The organism is Pseudomonas sp. GGS8 (genome assembly GCF_024168645.1).
Taxonomy (GTDB): Bacteria; Pseudomonadota; Gammaproteobacteria; order Pseudomonadales; family Pseudomonadaceae; genus Aquipseudomonas.
This window is the reverse complement of the sequence record NZ_JALJWF010000001.1, coordinates 4,208,713-4,225,294: the sequence shown is the minus strand read 5'-3', so window position 1 is coordinate 4,225,294 and position 16,582 is coordinate 4,208,713. Positions and strand designations below refer to the sequence as shown.

At 60.1% G+C, this 16,582-nt stretch carries 11 protein-coding genes; 6 read left to right on the top strand and 5 right to left on the bottom strand.

The features are described from left to right. Positions 1–105: 105 nt before the first annotated feature. The 3 genes from J3D54_RS19045 to J3D54_RS19035 form a co-directional block, all read right to left on the bottom strand. Entirely contained in the window at positions 106–3,780 is a 3,675-nt protein-coding gene (locus J3D54_RS19045) for a translocation/assembly module TamB domain-containing protein (RefSeq protein WP_253421438.1), read from the bottom strand. Further along, positions 3,777–5,504, bottom strand: coding sequence for an autotransporter assembly complex family protein (locus tag J3D54_RS19040; protein WP_253421436.1), 1,728 nt, complete (start codon positions 5,502–5,504; stop codon positions 3,777–3,779). The genes J3D54_RS19045 and J3D54_RS19040 overlap by 4 nt, the downstream gene beginning before the upstream one ends. A 65-nt stretch (positions 5,505–5,569) precedes the next feature. After that, the gene (locus J3D54_RS19035; protein ID WP_253421435.1) at positions 5,570–6,220 is read right to left on the bottom strand and encodes an N-acetyltransferase; all 651 of its coding nucleotides are present in this window, start codon (positions 6,218–6,220) and stop codon (positions 5,570–5,572) included. Between the two features lie 329 nt (positions 6,221–6,549). Here J3D54_RS19035 and xthA point away from each other — a divergent pair, with 329 nt between their 5' ends. Next, on the top strand, positions 6,550–7,362 hold the full coding sequence (gene xthA / locus J3D54_RS19030) for an exodeoxyribonuclease III (protein ID WP_253421433.1): 813 nt from the start codon (positions 6,550–6,552) through the stop codon (positions 7,360–7,362). 120 nt (positions 7,363–7,482) lie between these two features. After that, entirely contained in the window at positions 7,483–8,823 is a 1,341-nt protein-coding gene (locus J3D54_RS19025; RefSeq protein ID WP_253421416.1) for a substrate-binding domain-containing protein, read from the top strand. Positions 8,824–8,896: 73 nt separating this feature from the next. Here the strand turns inward: J3D54_RS19025 and J3D54_RS19020 are convergent, their stop codons facing one another. Next, complete coding sequence (locus tag J3D54_RS19020) at positions 8,897–10,126, bottom strand: acyl-CoA dehydrogenase (protein WP_253421414.1); 1,230 nt, start codon at positions 10,124–10,126, stop codon at positions 8,897–8,899. Between the two features lie 178 nt (positions 10,127–10,304). Here J3D54_RS19020 and J3D54_RS19015 point away from each other — a divergent pair, with 178 nt between their 5' ends. The 3 genes from J3D54_RS19015 to J3D54_RS19005 all read left to right on the top strand — a co-directional run bounded on the left by J3D54_RS19015 (position 10,305) and on the right by J3D54_RS19005 (position 12,776). Continuing rightward, a complete protein-coding gene (locus tag J3D54_RS19015; RefSeq protein ID WP_223489839.1) occupies positions 10,305–11,234 on the top strand; it encodes a LysR family transcriptional regulator in 930 nt (309 codons plus the stop codon). Positions 11,235–11,414: 180 nt separating this feature from the next. Then, positions 11,415–11,816, top strand: coding sequence for a MerR family DNA-binding transcriptional regulator (locus tag J3D54_RS19010; RefSeq protein WP_038982455.1), 402 nt, complete (start codon positions 11,415–11,417; stop codon positions 11,814–11,816). 60 nt (positions 11,817–11,876) lie between these two features. Then, on the top strand, positions 11,877–12,776 hold the full coding sequence (locus tag J3D54_RS19005; RefSeq protein WP_253421411.1) for a hydroxymethylglutaryl-CoA lyase: 900 nt from the start codon (positions 11,877–11,879) through the stop codon (positions 12,774–12,776). Between the two features lie 677 nt (positions 12,777–13,453). Here the strand turns inward: J3D54_RS19005 and J3D54_RS19000 are convergent. Next, complete coding sequence (locus tag J3D54_RS19000; RefSeq protein ID WP_253421407.1) at positions 13,454–15,121, bottom strand: AMP-binding protein; 1,668 nt, start codon at positions 15,119–15,121, stop codon at positions 13,454–13,456. 291 nt (positions 15,122–15,412) lie between these two features. Between J3D54_RS19000 and J3D54_RS18995 the strand changes: the two genes are divergently transcribed. Then, positions 15,413–16,576: an isovaleryl-CoA dehydrogenase gene (locus J3D54_RS18995; RefSeq protein WP_007940933.1), complete on the top strand. Its 1,164-nt coding sequence runs from the start codon at positions 15,413–15,415 to the stop codon at positions 16,574–16,576. Positions 16,577–16,582: the final 6 nt, after the last annotated feature.

The window sequence follows — 16,582 nt, the reverse complement described above, 5'->3', positions numbered from 1 at the left end:
GCTTTTCGATTTGCAGGGTTTCAGAAGGAATGAAGTTGCAAGTCTTGGGGCCGCTGCGCGACCCAACGGGGGCAAGCCCCCTCGCCACAGGGATCGTGCAGGAGCTTAGAAATCCCGTTTATAGAAGATGTCCAGCGAACTGGCCACGCCGCTGGCGGCTTCGAGGTAGACCTTTTTACTCAGTTTGTAACGCAAGGCGATGGTGTTGGCCGGCTCGAATACGCCGACGCCATAACGCAGGCTGAGCTTCTCGGAGATATTGCCGCTGGCGACTACGCTGGTGGTGTTGCCACTGCCTTGGGTATCGAGCTGGAAGTCCTGAATGCCCAAATCCTTGGCCAACCCGCTGGTCACGCCGGAGCTGCCCATCAAACCCAAGCCGAGGGCGGCTTGCGCGAGCATGTTGTTGTCTTCACCGGTGGTGCTCAACGGGCGCCCCAGCACCAGGTAGGACAATGCCTGCTCCTGACTCATCGCCGGTTCGGAAAAGATCTGCGTGGTCGGCTGCTCAGCGCTGCCGCTCAGGCGAATGCCGGCGATCACGTCGTCGGTCTGGCGAATCGCTTCGATGTCCAGGTATGGCTGATCGATGGGGCCGGCAAACAACAGCCGCGCCCGACGCACCGTCAGCCGCTGGCCGTAGGCGCGATAACGCCCGTCGTTGAGCCACAACTCGCCGCGGGTGTCCATGTTGTCGCCGATGTGCACATGACCTTGCAGGTTGGCGGTCAGGCCGAAGCCGGCAAAGCTCAGCTTGTCCTCCCCCACCACCACATCGATGTCCATCGCCATGGCCATCGGCGGCTTGCCCTCTTCGGTCTGCTGACCGACGATCACCGTGTCATTGGAGACCTTGACCGTGGACGGCGGCAGTTCGCGCACAGTGATTTCGCCCTTGGGCACCTGCACCTTGCCGACGATCGCCAGTTTGCCGTCCTTCATGGAGATCTTCAGGTCCGGCGCGACTTCCAGTGCGGCGTAGGGTTCGACGGTGACCGGCAACTGCGAGCCCTTGAGCGCCAGATCCACCACCAGTGCCTGGCCCCAGGCGATGTTGCCATTGAGGCTGCCCTGCCCGCTCTTGCCGCTTTTCCAGCCGCCGTTCAGTTGCACGGTTTCACCGGCAATCACCGCTTGCAGTTGCAGGGCCTGGAGCGCCATCGGCAGTTCCGGCCCGGAGATTTCACCGTCACGCAGCTCAAGATTGCCGTTGACCAGCGGCGCCAGTAACCCGCCAGACAGCGTGCCGCTGCCGTTCAAACGCCCGGTAAGTTTCTCGACCATCGGCACAAACGGCCGCACCACCGACAAATCCAGGCCGTTGAGACGGAATGAGCCGGTCAGCGGTTTGTTCTTCGGCAACGGGTTGATCTGCGCCTGGAGCATCAGCTCACCAAGTTTGCCACCGACGAAGTTGAGGTCGGTGTCGATGCGTTTTGGCGTGAGTTTGCTGGTGAGTTTCAGGGTCTGGTACGGGAAATCCAGCCACTGATCCTTTTCCTTCATGCGCAGCGTGCCGCCGCTGGCATCGACGCTGATCTGGCCGTTCGGGCCGCTGGCCGGCAAATCCAGTTGCAGATCGGCGTTGAGCCGGCCCTGCCAGGCAAAGTCCTTCGGCAACCATTGCGCCAGGCTGTCGATGGGGAATTGCTTGAGGTGGTAACGCAGCTTGGGTTCGGGCATCAAGCGTTGGTCTTCGCCACACAGGCTGGCCGGACCGGACATCCAGCAATGGGCGCCAAAGTTGATTTTGCCGTCCGCCAGTCGTTCAAGCTTTGCCGGATTTTGCAGCTTCCAGTCTTGACCGCCGGCCTGGATGTCGCCACTGGCCAGGCGCCCGCGCCAGTTGACCTGGTCCAGCGCGCCGTCGAGACCGAGCGCCAGTTTCAGTTTCGGTCCTTGCAGGTCGAGGGTCAGTTTCTGGTTTTTGATGTCGCCCTGGCCGCTGGCGGTCAAGGTGCCCAGTGACGTGTCGCCGGTCTGGATGCCACTGCCCTTGAGGTCGATCTTCGCCCGTTGGGCACTGTCGAGGGTGGCGTCCAGATTGAGGCTTTGCAGGCGGTTGTCTTCGAAAACCAGTTGCGTGCCTTGCAGGGCGAGCTTGCCTTGCGGTGCCTTGAGCGTGCCGGCGACATTGACCCGACCATTGAGCTGGCCGCGCAGTTGCGGCCAGAGTTGGGCCAGACGCGGCATTTTGATGTCGATCTGGCCGGCGAGTTTCTGTTGCAGGCTGCCTTGCCCATTGATGCTGTTGTCACCCAGGCGAATCTGCAACGCGCTGAGGTTCCATTGTTCGCCGCCGCCATCGGCCTTGGCTTGCAACACCGCCGGTTGCCCGCGCAGTTTGCCTTTCAGGTCCAGGTCGGCGGTCAGGCTGAGCCTTTCATTCTTCATCTCGCCTTGGCTGCGCAACGGACCCGCCAAGGTACCCGGCAACTCCGCGAGCCAGTACGCCGGGTTGATCGCCGAGAGATCCAGCGCCGTATCCCAGGCGATGCCGTCGGCAAACTGCAGGTTCAAGTGCCCTTCGGCCTTGCCCTGCCCGGCTTCGAGTTTGAATTGCGGCAGATGGATTTGGCTCAGGTCACCGCTGAACGGGCTGTTCAGGCTGAACGCCCCGGCCGGGCCATCCAGTGCGGCTTTGAAATTACCAATGTAGTTGCCGTCGGTGTAGGAGACTTCACCGTTGAAGCTGCGCAGTGCCACTTGCGGCTCGTCGATCAGCGGATAGAGGCGATGCCAGGGGAAATCCAGCCAGTCGATTTTCGCCTCGGCACTCAAGCCTTTGCTCCAGTCCAGTTGCCCGCTGAGCTTGAGGCTTTGTTTATCATTGGCCGTCAGATCAAGCCCGGCGATCTGCGCGCCCTTGGCGTCGACCTTGCCTTGCAGCAACAAGGCGACCGGGCCAAGCTCTGCGGGCAACGTGGCTTTGCCGAGCAACTGGTAGCCGTTTTTCAGATCGCCGTCGCCGGTGAGTTCCAGTTGATTGAGTTGCAGGGTGTCCGGCAGATCGGCGCTGGCCTTGAAGCCGTCAGCGGTGATGCGCACTTTTGCCGGCAGGTTTTCCACCAGTGGCTGCAATTCGCCAGTCAACTGCCCGTTCAGATAACCGCTGCTGTCGGCTTTGAGCTTCAGGGTTTTCAGCAGATCGCCGTCGACCTTCAACGCCAGGACCCAGGGTTCGGTGCCGGGTGCCGGCAAGGTCAGTTTGCCTTCGGCGGTCAGAGGCCAGTTGCCGCTCGGCTGCAACAGGCCGGACAGGTTCAGGCTCAGTTCATCACGCTGCAAGTGCACCGAGTCGATCTGCAAACCCTGTTCGGTCCAGTGCGCCGCCAGTTGCAGGCCTTTGAGTTCTTCGCTGCCGTTGAACAGCAGGCGGCCGACCCTGACGTCACCCAACTCGATGGCCAGCGGCAATTTCAAGTCAGGGAGGCTGATCGGCCCGCTGCTTTGCTCTTCTGACCCCGGTGGGAATTGCAGGCTGACCTGCTCGGCCTGCAATTGCTCGATGCACAGCGTCATGCGCATCAGGCACAGCGGCGACCAGGCGAAAATCGCTTGGTTCAGCTCAACCCGGCTGCTGTCCTGTTGCCACAGCAGATGGTCGGCGCTCCACTGCCCTCCCAAACGGCCCTGGAAATTTTCTACGGTCAAACCCGGCACAAACCCGAGCGCCCAGCGGCTGCCCGTCGCCGTGCCCAGCACGGTGGTCAAGGCCAGCACCAGCAGCAAAAGCAGCGCCGGAATCGCCAGCAGCGTTATTTTCAAACCACGCTTCACAGCTCAGGCCCCATGGAAAAGTGCAGTCGAATGCCGCCGTCGTCGTCCAGCGCATGGGCCAGGTCGAGGCGAATCGGTCCCACCGGCGAAACCCAGCGTACGCCAATACCGACGCCCGTCTTGAGGTTCGGCAGTTCGAGGGTGTTGAAGGAGTTGCCCTGGTCGATGAAGGTTGCGACCCGCCACTTTTCGGCGATGGAGTATTGATACTCAACGCTGCCGGCCACCATGTAACGGCCACCGATACGGTCGCCATCGGAGTTCTCCGGGGACAGGCTCTGGTAGTCGTAACCACGGACGCTCTGATCGCCACCGGCGAAGAAGCGCAGAGACGGCGGCACCGATTTGTAACCGTTGGTGGCGCTGCCGCCAACCTGCACCCGACCGAGGAAGCGGTGTTTGTCGAAGACCGTGGTCAGGCCTTTGACCAACGCCGTGCCATAGACCAGGTTGGTGTCCGAACCCAATCCTTCCTTGGCGACCTTGGTTTCGAATTGCAGGCGATAGCCATTGTGCGGATCGATGCGGTTGTCGCTTTTCAGGTACGAATAGCTCACGCCGGGCATCAGTAAGGTACTGAGCCCCGAGTCGTCGCCGAGCGTGTACTCCTCGCGTTGCCACTTGAGCGATACCACCCGCTGCCAGCCGCTGGGCAACTTGCTGTGCCATTCGGGGCCGAGGGTCAGCAGTTTGCTCAGGGAGTCGGTGCCAGCGATTTCTTCATATTGATAGCCGGCGGCCCAGCGCAGTTTGTCGGTCAGCGGCGGGTCCAGGGGAATGTCGTAAAACACCCCGACGTTTTGCCGCGGTGCCGACAGTTCCGCTTCCCAGCCATAGCTGTCGCCTTGCGGGTTGACCCAGTGCCGGGTCCAGTTGGCCTTGATTCGCGGGCCGACGTCGGTGGAAAACCCCAGACCCAAGCCCATGGTCCGAGGCTTGCGGGTGTCGAGTTTGACCGCCACCGGGATCACGTCGTCCTTGGAGGCAGTTGGCGCTGCGTCGACGCGCACGCCTTCGAAATAACCGCTCGATTGCAGCGCCTGATTGAGTTCGGCGATCAGTTCGGAGTCATAGGGCGTGCCGGCCTTGAACGGCACCATGCGTTGCAGCAGGTCTTCGTCGAACGGTGTATCACCTTCAAAACTGACTTTGCCCAGCGCATAGCGCGGGCCGCTGTCGTAGATCAATTCGATGTCGGCGACGCCCGCACGCGGGTCTACCAACAACGTCTGACGAGTGAAGCGCCCACTGAAAAAACCGAAGCGCGAGGCCTGGTTCTGGATCATCCGCTTGGCGTCTTCATAATGACCATGATTCAGCACCGCGCCAGGCTTGAGCAGGTCGCTTTTGGGCACACGAAAGGATTTGAGCGAGGCGGCAGGACCGTCGACACGCACCGTGACGTTGCGCAGATGGATCGGCTCGCCGGGATCGATGTTCAGCACCAGGCGCGGCGTCTTGCCGCCCTTCACGTCACTGTCGATTTGCGGCTGATAATAACCCAAGGCCTGGGCAGCCTTGCGCGCCTGCTCTTCGGCGCCGCGACTGAAGCGCAGCAAGGCTTCTTCATCGCGATCGCCGAGGCTACCGATATAGCCCTCTATATTGGCCTTCAGTTCATCGTTGGACGGTTTGATCCGCACATCCAATTCACTTTGCGCCAGCGCCGCGCAGCTGGAGATCAGCATCAGCACGCCACTGGTAAATCTTCCGGAAAACTTCATAGCGCGGATGCTATCACGAGCCTGGGAGCGCGATAGAGCCGGACTTGTCCCAAAAAGTTCGACAATTACGCTGTTGCTGTTTGTAACACCTGCGGGTTGGCGTGGAAAAACACGTGCTCACGAATCGGTCCTACGGCCACCTCGCCGATTTCCTCGTAACCCTGGCGTTTATAGAACTCCAGATAGCGAGGATTCCCGGTGTCGAGGATCACGCCCTGGGAGTGCTCATCGACCGCACACCAGTTGTGCACCGCTTGCAGCAATTGTTCGCCAAAGTGCTTGCCCTGGAATTGCGGGTGAACACCCAGCAACGGCAGCACATGCACCGAGTCGGACGGCACGCACGCCATCACGGCGGCGTGGTAATCGAGGTAGCGTCGGGTGCAACGAAACCCGGTGCTGAGCACCATCCGCAGGCGCCAGGCCCAGCTTTCGGTGATGCCCAAGCGACGTTGCGGCGGCGCAATCAGGGCGATGCCGATCAAGCGGTCATTCACCAGCAGGCCGATGGCCGGCAAATCCTGCAGAAAATGTTGTTTGACCAGTTCGCGCACCGTCGCCCGAACCCGCTGTTCATAACCGGGGCGTTCGGCTTCGAACAGGTAGCCGAACGTCGGCTCGTGCCGGTACGCCTGGTACAACAGGGAGCGTGCTTCGCGGGAATAGCCGCTGTCGAGCATGTGGATATCGGCGATGGCGGTCGAGGTTTCGGGCATAACGGCGGATCTCCCTGGGCACGGCTCAGATGGCTGCGCTCTTGTTTGGTACGAACCTTCGGGTGGCTTCACAGTTCCCCAGACAGGTATAGACCAAGCCAGCATCTTCATCGACTGGGCTGACGCCTTCGCGGGCAAGCCAAGCTCCCACAGTATCCGTGGCGTTCACAGATTTTGTGTACACCGCGGATACTGTGGGAGCGGGCTTGCCCGTGAAGAGGCCGGATCTGCCAACACATCTCTGACAGGACACAACGAATCCCCTCACCCCAAGCTGGCCCCATTCCTACATGTCAGCTAGCATCGCACTTTTGCCAGGACTGCCGACCATGAAGATCGTCTCCTTCAACATCAACGGGCTGCGCGCTCGCCCGCATCAGCTGGCGGCGCTGATCGAAAAGCATCAACCGGACGTGATCGGGTTGCAGGAAACCAAGGTTCATGACGACCAGTTCCCCCTGGCCGAGCTGCAGGCGCTGGGTTATCACGTGTACTTCCACGGGCAAAAGAGTCACTACGGCGTGGCCCTGCTGTCGCGTCAGGAGCCGATTGCGCTGCACAAAGGTTTCGCCACTGACGAAGAAGACGCTCAGCGGCGCTTCATCTGGGGCACGTTCGCCGATGCCAATGGCGTGCCGGTCACGATCATGAACGGCTATTTCCCGCAGGGCGAAAGCCGCGATCATCCCACCAAGTTCCCGGCCAAGGAACGTTTCTACAGCGATTTGCAGCAGTTGCTGGAAAGCCAGTTCAGCAACGACCAGCCGATTGTGGTGATGGGCGATGTGAACATTTCCCCGGAAGACTGCGACATCGGCATCGGCCCGGACAACATGAAACGTTGGCTGAAAACCGGCAAATGCAGCTTCCTGCCCGAAGAACGCGAATGGATGGCCCGCCTGAAAAACTGGGGCCTGGTGGACAGTTTCCGCCACCTGAATCCGGACGTTGCCGACCGTTTCAGCTGGTTCGACTACCGCAGCCGCGGTTTTGAAGATGAGCCCAAGCGCGGGCTGCGGATTGACCTGATCATGGCATCCCAGGGGTTGTTGCCGCGGGTCAGGGACGCGGGCGTGGATTACGAACTGCGCGGGATGGAAAAGCCTTCCGATCATGCGCCGATCTGGCTTGAGTTGAGCTAGTTTCAAAACTCTACATATGCTGATCATTCCCACGCAGAGCGTGGGAACAATCACTGTCATCGTTCAGAAACCTTACTGACTTATTCTCCCGGCACTTTCTTTACCTTATAAGGTGCCGGCATGACGCTGCGCGTGTTGTTCCTGTTGCTGCTCGGCGCCGTGCTGCCGTTGACGGTGTCGGCCGGCGACTTGCCGACGCCCGAACGCGGCCCGGTGCTGCGCATCCAGGGTTCCAACACCATTGGCGCGGCATTGGGGCCGGCGTTGGTCGAGGGGTTGATGCATGAGCAGGGCCTGCTCAAGGTGCACCGCGAAGCCCCGGACAAGGCCAACGAACAACGCATCGTCGGCGAAACTGCTCAGGGCCGCCGAGTCGAGGTAGAGGTCGCGGCCCACGGCTCCAGCACCGGGTTCAAAGCCCTGAAAATCGCCTCCGCCGATCTCGCGGCCTCGTCACGGCCGATCAAGGACAGCGAACGGCTGGATCTCGAACCGCTGGGCAATCTGAAAAGCCCGGTTGCCGAGCAAGTCATCGCCATCGACGGGTTGGCCATCATCCTTCATCCGCACAATCCGCTGCAGCAGCTCAACACCAAGCAACTGGCGCAAATCTTCAGTGGCGAAGCGAAAACCTGGGAAGAACTCGGCGGCAGCGGTGGGACGATTCATCTCTACACGCGAGATGACCAATCGGGCACCTACGACACATTCAAGGAACTGGTCCTCAGCCCCCGTGGGAAAATGCTGAGCGGCAACGCGAAACGCTTCGAATCCAGCGAGCAACTGTCCGACGCGGTCAGTCTGGACCCGCAAGCCATCGGCTTCATCGGTTTGCCTTATGTCCGCCAGGCCAAGGCCGTGGCTATTGTCGATGGCGACTCCCAGGCCATGCTGCCGCTCAATAGCCTGATCGCGACGGAAGATTACCCGCTGTCCCGTCGGCTGTTCTTCTACCTGCCGCCAAACGGGAAAAATCCCTGGGCCAAGGCCTTGATCAGGTTCGCCCAAAGCAGCAAAGGCCAGGCGATTGTCGCGACTAACGGTTTTATCGCGCAGACCGTTCAGGCCATGGCGGTCACACCGAATGCGCTGATGCCCGAGGGGTATCAGGCACTCAGCCGGCATGCCCAGCGGTTGACGGTGAATTTCCGCTTCGAAGAAGGCAGCGCGACGCTGGACAACAAGGCCCGACAGGACCTGTCGCGGGTGCTCGACTATATAAAGCAGCACGACAAAACCAATCGGCAGGTGACACTGGTGGGGTTTGGCGATGCCAAAGGCGATCCGGCACGGGCCGATCTGCTGTCAAAACTGCGGGCCATGGCAGTGCGGCGAGAACTGGTGAAAAGCGGCGTGGTGTTTCGCGAGATTCGCGGTTTCGGCGCCGAGATGCCGGTGGCGACCAACAGCGGGGATGAAGGGCGGATCAAGAATCGGCGGGTTGAGGTTTGGGTGTATTAAACCTGATGCCGCTGTGTTGAATGGGCCGACGCCATCGCGGGCAAGCCCGCGATGAACGATAACGCGGTGTCTGTCAGTGCCCGCCGCGCATCATCTCTTTCGGCACATACTTGCCAATCTCGAACTTGCCGATTGCCGCGCGGTGCACTTCGTCCGGGCCGTCAGCCAGGCGCAGGGTGCGTTGCATGGCATACATGTAGGCCAGCGGGAAGTCATTGGAAACCCCTGCCCCGCCATGGATCTGGATCGCCCGGTCGATCACCCGCAACGCCACGTTCGGCGCGACGACTTTGATCTGCGCGATCTCGCTCTTTGCCACTTTGTTGCCAACGGTGTCCATCATGTACGCCGCTTTCAACGTCAGCAGTCGCGCCATGTCGATCTCCATCCGCGAGTCGGCGATTTTGTCGATGTTGCCGCCCAGACGCGCCAGCGGTTTGCCGAACGCGGTGCGGTTGACCGCCCGTTTGCACATCAGCTCCAGCGCACGTTCAGCCATGCCGATCGAACGCATGCAGTGGTGAATCCGGCCCGGGCCGAGGCGACCTTGGGCAATTTCGAAGCCGCGCCCTTCGCCCAACAGGACGTTTTCGTACGGCACCCGGACGTTTTCGAACAGCACTTCGGCGTGACCATGGGGCGCGTCGTCGTAACCGAACACCGGCAGCGGACGCACAATCTTCACGCCAGGGGTATCCACCGGCACCAGAATCATCGAGTGCTGCGCATGACGCGGTGCATCCGGGTTGCTCAGGCCCATGAAGATCAGGATCTTGCAGCGCGGATCGCAAGCCCCTGAAGTCCACCATTTCTTGCCATTGATCACCCATTCATCGCCATCACGCACAGCGCGGGCGGCCATGTTGGTGGCGTCGGATGAAGCCACATCCGGTTCGGTCATGGCGAACGCCGAGCGGATCTCACCGCGCAACAGCGGTTCGAGCCAGCGCTGCTTCTGCTCTTCGTTGGCGTAACGCACTAGCACTTCCATGTTGCCGGTGTCCGGCGCCGAGCAGTTGAACGGCTCGGGGCCCAGCAACGAACGACCCATGATTTCCGCCAATGGCGCGTATTCGAGGTTGGTCAGGCCGGCACCGAGTTCAGACTCAGGCAGAAACAAATTCCACAGACCTTCAGTCTTGGCCTTGAGTTTGAGCTCTTCCATGATAGCGGTCGGCTGCCAGCGGTCGCCTTCGGCAACCTGGCGCTCGAACACCGCTTCGGCGGGATAAACGTAGGTGTCCATGAACGCAGTCACGCGCTCACGCAGTTCCTGGACCTTGGGCGAATAAGCGAAATCCATGAGCAATTACCTTCTTGGGAAGAGGTTGTTTAGGTCATGCAATCGATGCTAGAACAGCTACGAAAATTTACCTAGCCTATTCTCGGCGTGTATTAACATTCATCACCGATATATGATCGGCTGATTGCCAAGGCCCTCGGGTCCGATCAAGACGCCCCTAAAAACAAGAGTGCAGCGCATGAATCTGAGCAAGGTCGATCTCAACCTTTTCATCGTCTTCGACGCGATCTACACCGAAGCCAACCTGACCCGCGCCGGGCAGATTGTCGGCATTACTCAACCGGCGGTATCGAACGCCCTGGCCCGCCTGCGCGAGACCTTCAACGACCCGCTTTTCGTGCGCACCGCCCAAGGCATGGTGCCGACGCCGATGGCGCAGAACATCATCGGCCCCGTGCGTAATGCCCTCTCCCTGCTGCGGGTGTCGGTGCAGGAAAGCCGCATTTTCAACCCGTTGCAGGCGGTCAAGACCTACCGCATCAGCATGACCGACCTCACCGAAGCAGTGATCCTGCCGCCGCTGTTCCAACGCCTGCGCCGCCTGGCGCCGACGGTGATCATTGAAAGTTTCCTGTCCAAACGCCGCGAAACCACCAAGGAGCTGGCCGCCGGGCGTCTCGATTTCGCGGTGGATGCGCCGCTCAACACCGACCCGCAGGTGCGCCACGTCAAGTTGATGGAGGACCGTTATGTGTGCGCCATGCGCAAGGGCCATCCGCTGGCGGGCAAAGAGAAATTCACCCTCGACGATTACCTGTCCCTGACCCACATCCATATTTCCAGCCGACGCAGCGGCCTAGGCTATGTCGACCTGGCCCTGGGCAAAATGGGCATCCAACGCAAGATCGCCCTGCGCTCCCAGCATTACCTGATGGCGTCCCAAGTATTGCAGCAGACCGACATGGTCATGACCGTGCCGGAACGCTTCGCTCGTCGCCATGATTTGTACTCGGTGAACCTGCCGGTCAACGATGTTCCGCCGGTGGAAACCCACCTTTACTGGCACGAAAGCACCGACCAGGACCCGGCCAACCGCTGGATGCGCGAACAAATGATCGAGTTGTGCCAGCAGGTTACGGCGCATGAGAAGAAGCTGGATAAGGTATAGGGCCGTTTGACCGCGTTATCGTTCTTCGCGGGCAAGCCCGCTCCCACAGGTATAGCGTGATCCCTGTGGGAGCGGGCTCGCCCTCGAAGAGGCCGGTGATGACACTGAACATCCCCGCCCCCTTGACGTAAACGTAAACCTGCCATTAGCTTAGCGCCATGACCTTTTTCGAGCGCTTCCATGAGCAGCCAGACCTATAGCATTTCCGACCTCGCCCGCGAGCTCGACATCACTACCCGGGCCATTCGCTTCTATGAAGAGCAAGGCCTGCTCAGCCCCGAGCGTCGCGGCCAGGAACGCATTTATTCGCCCCGTGACAAGGTCAGCCTGAAGCTGATCCTGCGGGGCAAGCGCATTGGTTTTTCCCTGGCCGAATGCCGCGAACTGATCGAGCTCTATGACCCCTCCAGCGGTAACACCAAGCAACTGCACAGCATGCTGGCGAAAATTGCCGAGCGTCGGGAACAACTCGAACAGCAATTGCTGGACATCGAACAGATGAAACTGGAACTCGACACGGCCGAAGAGCGCTGCACCCAAGCGCTGGAGCAAACGATCAAGAGCCAGGAATCAGTCCAGTAGATCTACACAACTCCTACAGGGCTCTCTCAGCATTCAGACAATCAGCACAGGTCAATTCCCATGTCCCTCCCCACCCACGTACGCCTGGTCGAAGTCGGCCCCCGCGACGGTCTGCAAAACGAAGCCCAACCCATCAGCGTTGCGGACAAGGTGCAATTGGTCGATACGCTCACCGCCGCTGGCCTCGGCTATATAGAAGTCGGCAGTTTCGTCTCCCCCAAATGGGTGCCGCAAATGGCCGGTTCCGCCGAGGTCTTCGCGCAGATCCAGCGCAAGCCGGGGGTGACCTATGGCGCCCTCGCCCCCAACCTGCGGGGCTTTGAAGACGCTATCGCCGCCGGGGTCAAGGAAGTCGCCGTGTTCGCCGCAGCGTCCGAAGCGTTTTCCCAGCGCAATATCAATTGCTCGATCAACGAAAGTCTGGAGCGCTTCGTGCCGATCATGGACGCGGCCAAACAATACGGCGTCAGCGTGCGCGGTTACGTGTCCTGTGTGCTTGGCTGCCCTTACGAGGGTGATGTCAAGCCTGCGCAAGTTGCCCGGGTCGCTCGCGAGCTCTATGCCATGGGCTGCTACGAAGTGTCGCTGGGAGACACCATCGGCACCGGCACCGCCGGCGCGACCCGCAAGATGTTCGAAGTGGTTTCGGCCGACGTGCCGCGGGAAAAACTGGCCGGGCACTTCCACGACACCTATGGCCAGGCCATGGCCAATATCTATGCCAGCCTGCTGGAAGGCATTGCGGTGTTCGACAGCTCCATCGCCGGCCTTGGCGGCTGCCCGTACGCCAAGGGTGCCAGCGGTAACGTCGCGACCGAAGACGTGGTTTACCTGCTAAACGGCCTGGGTATCGAGACCGGCATCGACCTGGACGCGTTGATTCGCGCCGGCCAGCAGATTTGCGCGGTGCTGGGGCGCCCTACCGGTTCTCGCGTGGCCAAGGCCCGCAGCGCACAGTGACAGTGTGGATGTGTCCGGGTGTTACCGCGTGCTCTGGCACGTGGGGCGGAAACGAGTAACACGGAAACAAATTGTCAGGTTTGACACGGATGAAAAATCTCACAAAAAATCAAATCATTGATTTTAAAGGACTTTCTAAAGTTGGCACGGCTTCTGCTATCTCTATGGCATAACAAGAATAAAAAGCTGCAAACCAATAAAAATAAGACGTAACGACTCTGACATAACAAGAACAACACGGCAGAGACGCAGCTAACAGATTTTTTTGGAGAAGGTGTGCTTTTCAGGGTGCTTTTCGGAGTAACCCGCAACCGGGCAGAGAACAATAAAACTACCCTCAGGTAGCTCCCGAACTGGTTGGATCGCTTGGCGAAAAAGTAGATCAGCGCTCAAAAAAATACGTTTGCTCTTGATCCCGGATGGGGATCGACAAAAACAGCGATAAAGGGCCACGGTTGCCAAAAACAACAACAGACCGCCCCTCAATAATAAAAAAAGAGCACGTACGACAAAATTAAAGGGGAGCTTCGGCTCCCCTTTGTGCTTTCTGCGTTTCCCCTTTTCCACTGCGCCCTTTGTGGGAGCGAGCCTGCTTGCGATAGCGGTGGATCAGTCGACATCTCTATTGGATGTGCTGCCGTCATCGCGAGCAGGCTCGCTCCCACAGGAAATTGTGGTCAGGCCTGGTTACCTCGCAGCTCCTCGATGCTGATCTCACGCATCCGAAACTTCTGGATCTTGCCAGTCACGGTCATCGGAAACTCCTCGACGAATTTGAAGTAACGCGGCGTCTTGAAGTGCGCAATGCGCTCCTTGCACCAGGCTTGCAGCTCCTGCTCGGTAGCGCTGTGGCCGGGGTGGAATTTGATCCAGGCAACAATCTCTTCGCCGTATCGAGAGCAAGGAATGCCGATCACCTGCACATCGGCAACTGCCGGGTGGGTGAAGAAGAACTCTTCCAGTTCCCTTGGGTAAATATTCTCACCGCCGCGGATGATCATGTCCTTGTTACGCCCGGCGATGCACACGTAGCCTTCGTCGTTCATGCTCGCCAGGTCGCCGGTGTGCATCCAGCCCGCCTGATCGATGGCCTCAGCGGTGCCTTGCGGGTTGTTCCAGTAGTCGAGCATCACGCTGTAACCCCGAGTGCACAACTCGCCAATGGTGCCGCGTGGCAGCAGATTGCCCGCCTCGTCGATGATCTTGCTTTCCAGCTGCGGCTGGGTCCGACCAACGGTGGTGACGCGTAATTCCAGATCGTCTGACGGACCCGTCTGCAAAGACACGGGGCTGGTTTCCGTCATGCCGTAGGCAATCTGCACTTCGCTCATGTGCATTTCGTTGATAACCCGACGCATCACCTCGATCGGACACGTCGCCCCGGCCATGATCCCGGTGCGCAGGCTCGACAAATCAAATTCGGCGCGCTTGGGCTGATCGAGCATGGCGATGAACATGGTCGGCACGCCATAAAGCGCGGTGGCTTTTTCTTCGGCGACGGTGGTCAGGGTCAGCAGCGGATCGAAAGCATCGTTGGGGTAAATCATGGTGCTGCCGTGGGTAACACAGCCGAGGTTGCCCATGACCATGCCGAAGCAGTGATACAGCGGCACCGGAATCACCAGCCGATCACGGGCGGTCAGCCCAAGGCTTTCACCGACCATGTAACCGTTATTGAGAATGTTGTAGTGGCTGAGGGTCGCGCCCTTGGGGAAACCCGTGGTGCCGGAGGTGTATTGAATGTTCACCGCCTGATCGAAATGCAGGCTGTCCTGGCGCGCATGCAATTGCTCGACTGATACGCTGGCCGCCAGATCGGCCAGTTGCGACCACGGCAGGAAACCCGAGGGTGGCTGCGCATCCAGGCTGATGACCCCACGCAGTTCCGGCAGGCGTTCGCTCTGCAAGCGGCCGATGGATTGTTCCGCCAATTCCGGCACCAACCCTTGCAGCATCCCGTGATAGTCGGAAGTCTTGAAGGCCCCGGCGCAGACCAGCCATTGGCAGCCAGATTGCTTCAACACGTATTCGAGTTCGGAACTGCGATAAGCCGGATTGATGTTGACCAGGATCACGCCGATTTTCGCGCTGGCGAACTGACTGATGCACCACTGGGCACAGTTCGGAGCCCAGATGCCGAGCCGATCACCGGTTTGCAAACCCAGCGCCAGGAATGCTCTGGCGCGCAGCTCAACGACCGCTGACAACTGCTGCCAGGTGTAGCGCAGCTGTTGATGGCGCACGACCAGCGCCTCCCCGTTCGGGTAGATGGTCATCGCCAGCAAGGCTTTGTCCTGGGAACCACGGGTATAGCTGCGCTGCGGGCTTGCACTGGGTTGATCCATGACGACCCCTATTGTCTTTGGGCTGTACCGGCGACCTGTAGGAGCCGGCTTGTGTGGCGAGGGGGCTTGCCCCCGTTGGGCCGAGCAGCGGACCCAAGATCTGCGAGCGCTGCGCACTCGAACGGGGGCAAGCCCCCTCGCCACAGTCTTTCAGAACTGGCTCTACTCTCGCTCAAGTTGACGTTAACGTAAAGGGTGATTGACAGCCATTCGTCACAGGCTTACGTTAACGTAAAGGTGAGAGCCGAACCACTGCCCTCCCCACCCTACAAAAAAGCCAAAAGGTGCCCCATGAGCTACCCATCCCTGAACTTTGCCCTCGGTGAAACCATCGACATGCTGCGCGATCAGGTTCAGTCCTTCGTCGCCAAAGAGATCGCCCCGCGCGCCGCTCAGATCGACATCGACAACCTGTTCCCGGCCGACCTGTGGCGCAAATTCGGCGACATGGGCCTGCTGGGCATCACCGTGCCGGAAGAGTACGGCGGCGCCGGCCTGGGTTATCTGGCGCACGTGGTCGCCATGGAAGAAATCAGCCGTGGTTCGGCGTCGGTCGCCCTGTCCTACGGTGCGCACTCCAACCTCTGCGTCAACCAGATCAACCGCAACGGCACTCATGAACAGAAAAGCAAATACCTGCCGAAACTGATCAGCGGCGAGCACATCGGCGCGCTGGCCATGAGCGAGCCGAACGCCGGTTCCGACGTGGTCTCGATGAAGCTGCGCGCCGATAAGCGCGGTGACCACTACGTCCTCAACGGCAGCAAAACCTGGATCACCAACGGCCCGGACGCCAACACCTACGTGATCTACGCCAAGACCGACCTGGAAAAAGGCCCGCACGGCATCACCGCGTTCATCGTCGAACGTGACTGGAAAGGCTTCAGCCGCAGCAACAAGTTCGACAAGCTCGGCATGCGCGGTTCGAACACCTGCGAGCTGTTTTTCGATGACGTCGAAGTGCCGGAAGAAAACATCCTCGGCGTGCTAAACGGCGGCGTGAAAGTGCTGATGAGCGGCCTCGACTACGAGCGCGTGGTGCTTTCGGGCGGCCCGACCGGGATCATGCAAGCGTGCATGGACCTGATCGTGCCGTACATCCACGACCGCAAACAGTTCGGCCAGAGCATCGGCGAATTCCAGTTGATCCAGGGCAAGGTCGCCGACATGTACACCCAACTCAACGCCAGCCGCGCCTACCTCTATGCGGTAGCGCAAGCCTGCGAACGCGGCGAAACCACCCGCAAGGACGCCGCCGGGGTGATCCTCTACAGCGCCGAACGCGCCACGCAAATGGCCCTCGACGCGATCCAGATTCTTGGCGGCAACGGCTACATCAACGAATTCCCGGCCGGTCGCTTGCTGCGTGACGCCAAGCTGTATGAAATCGGCGCCGGCACCAGTGAGATCCGTCGCATGCTGATCGGTCGCGAACTGTTCAACGAAACCCGCTAAACGGAG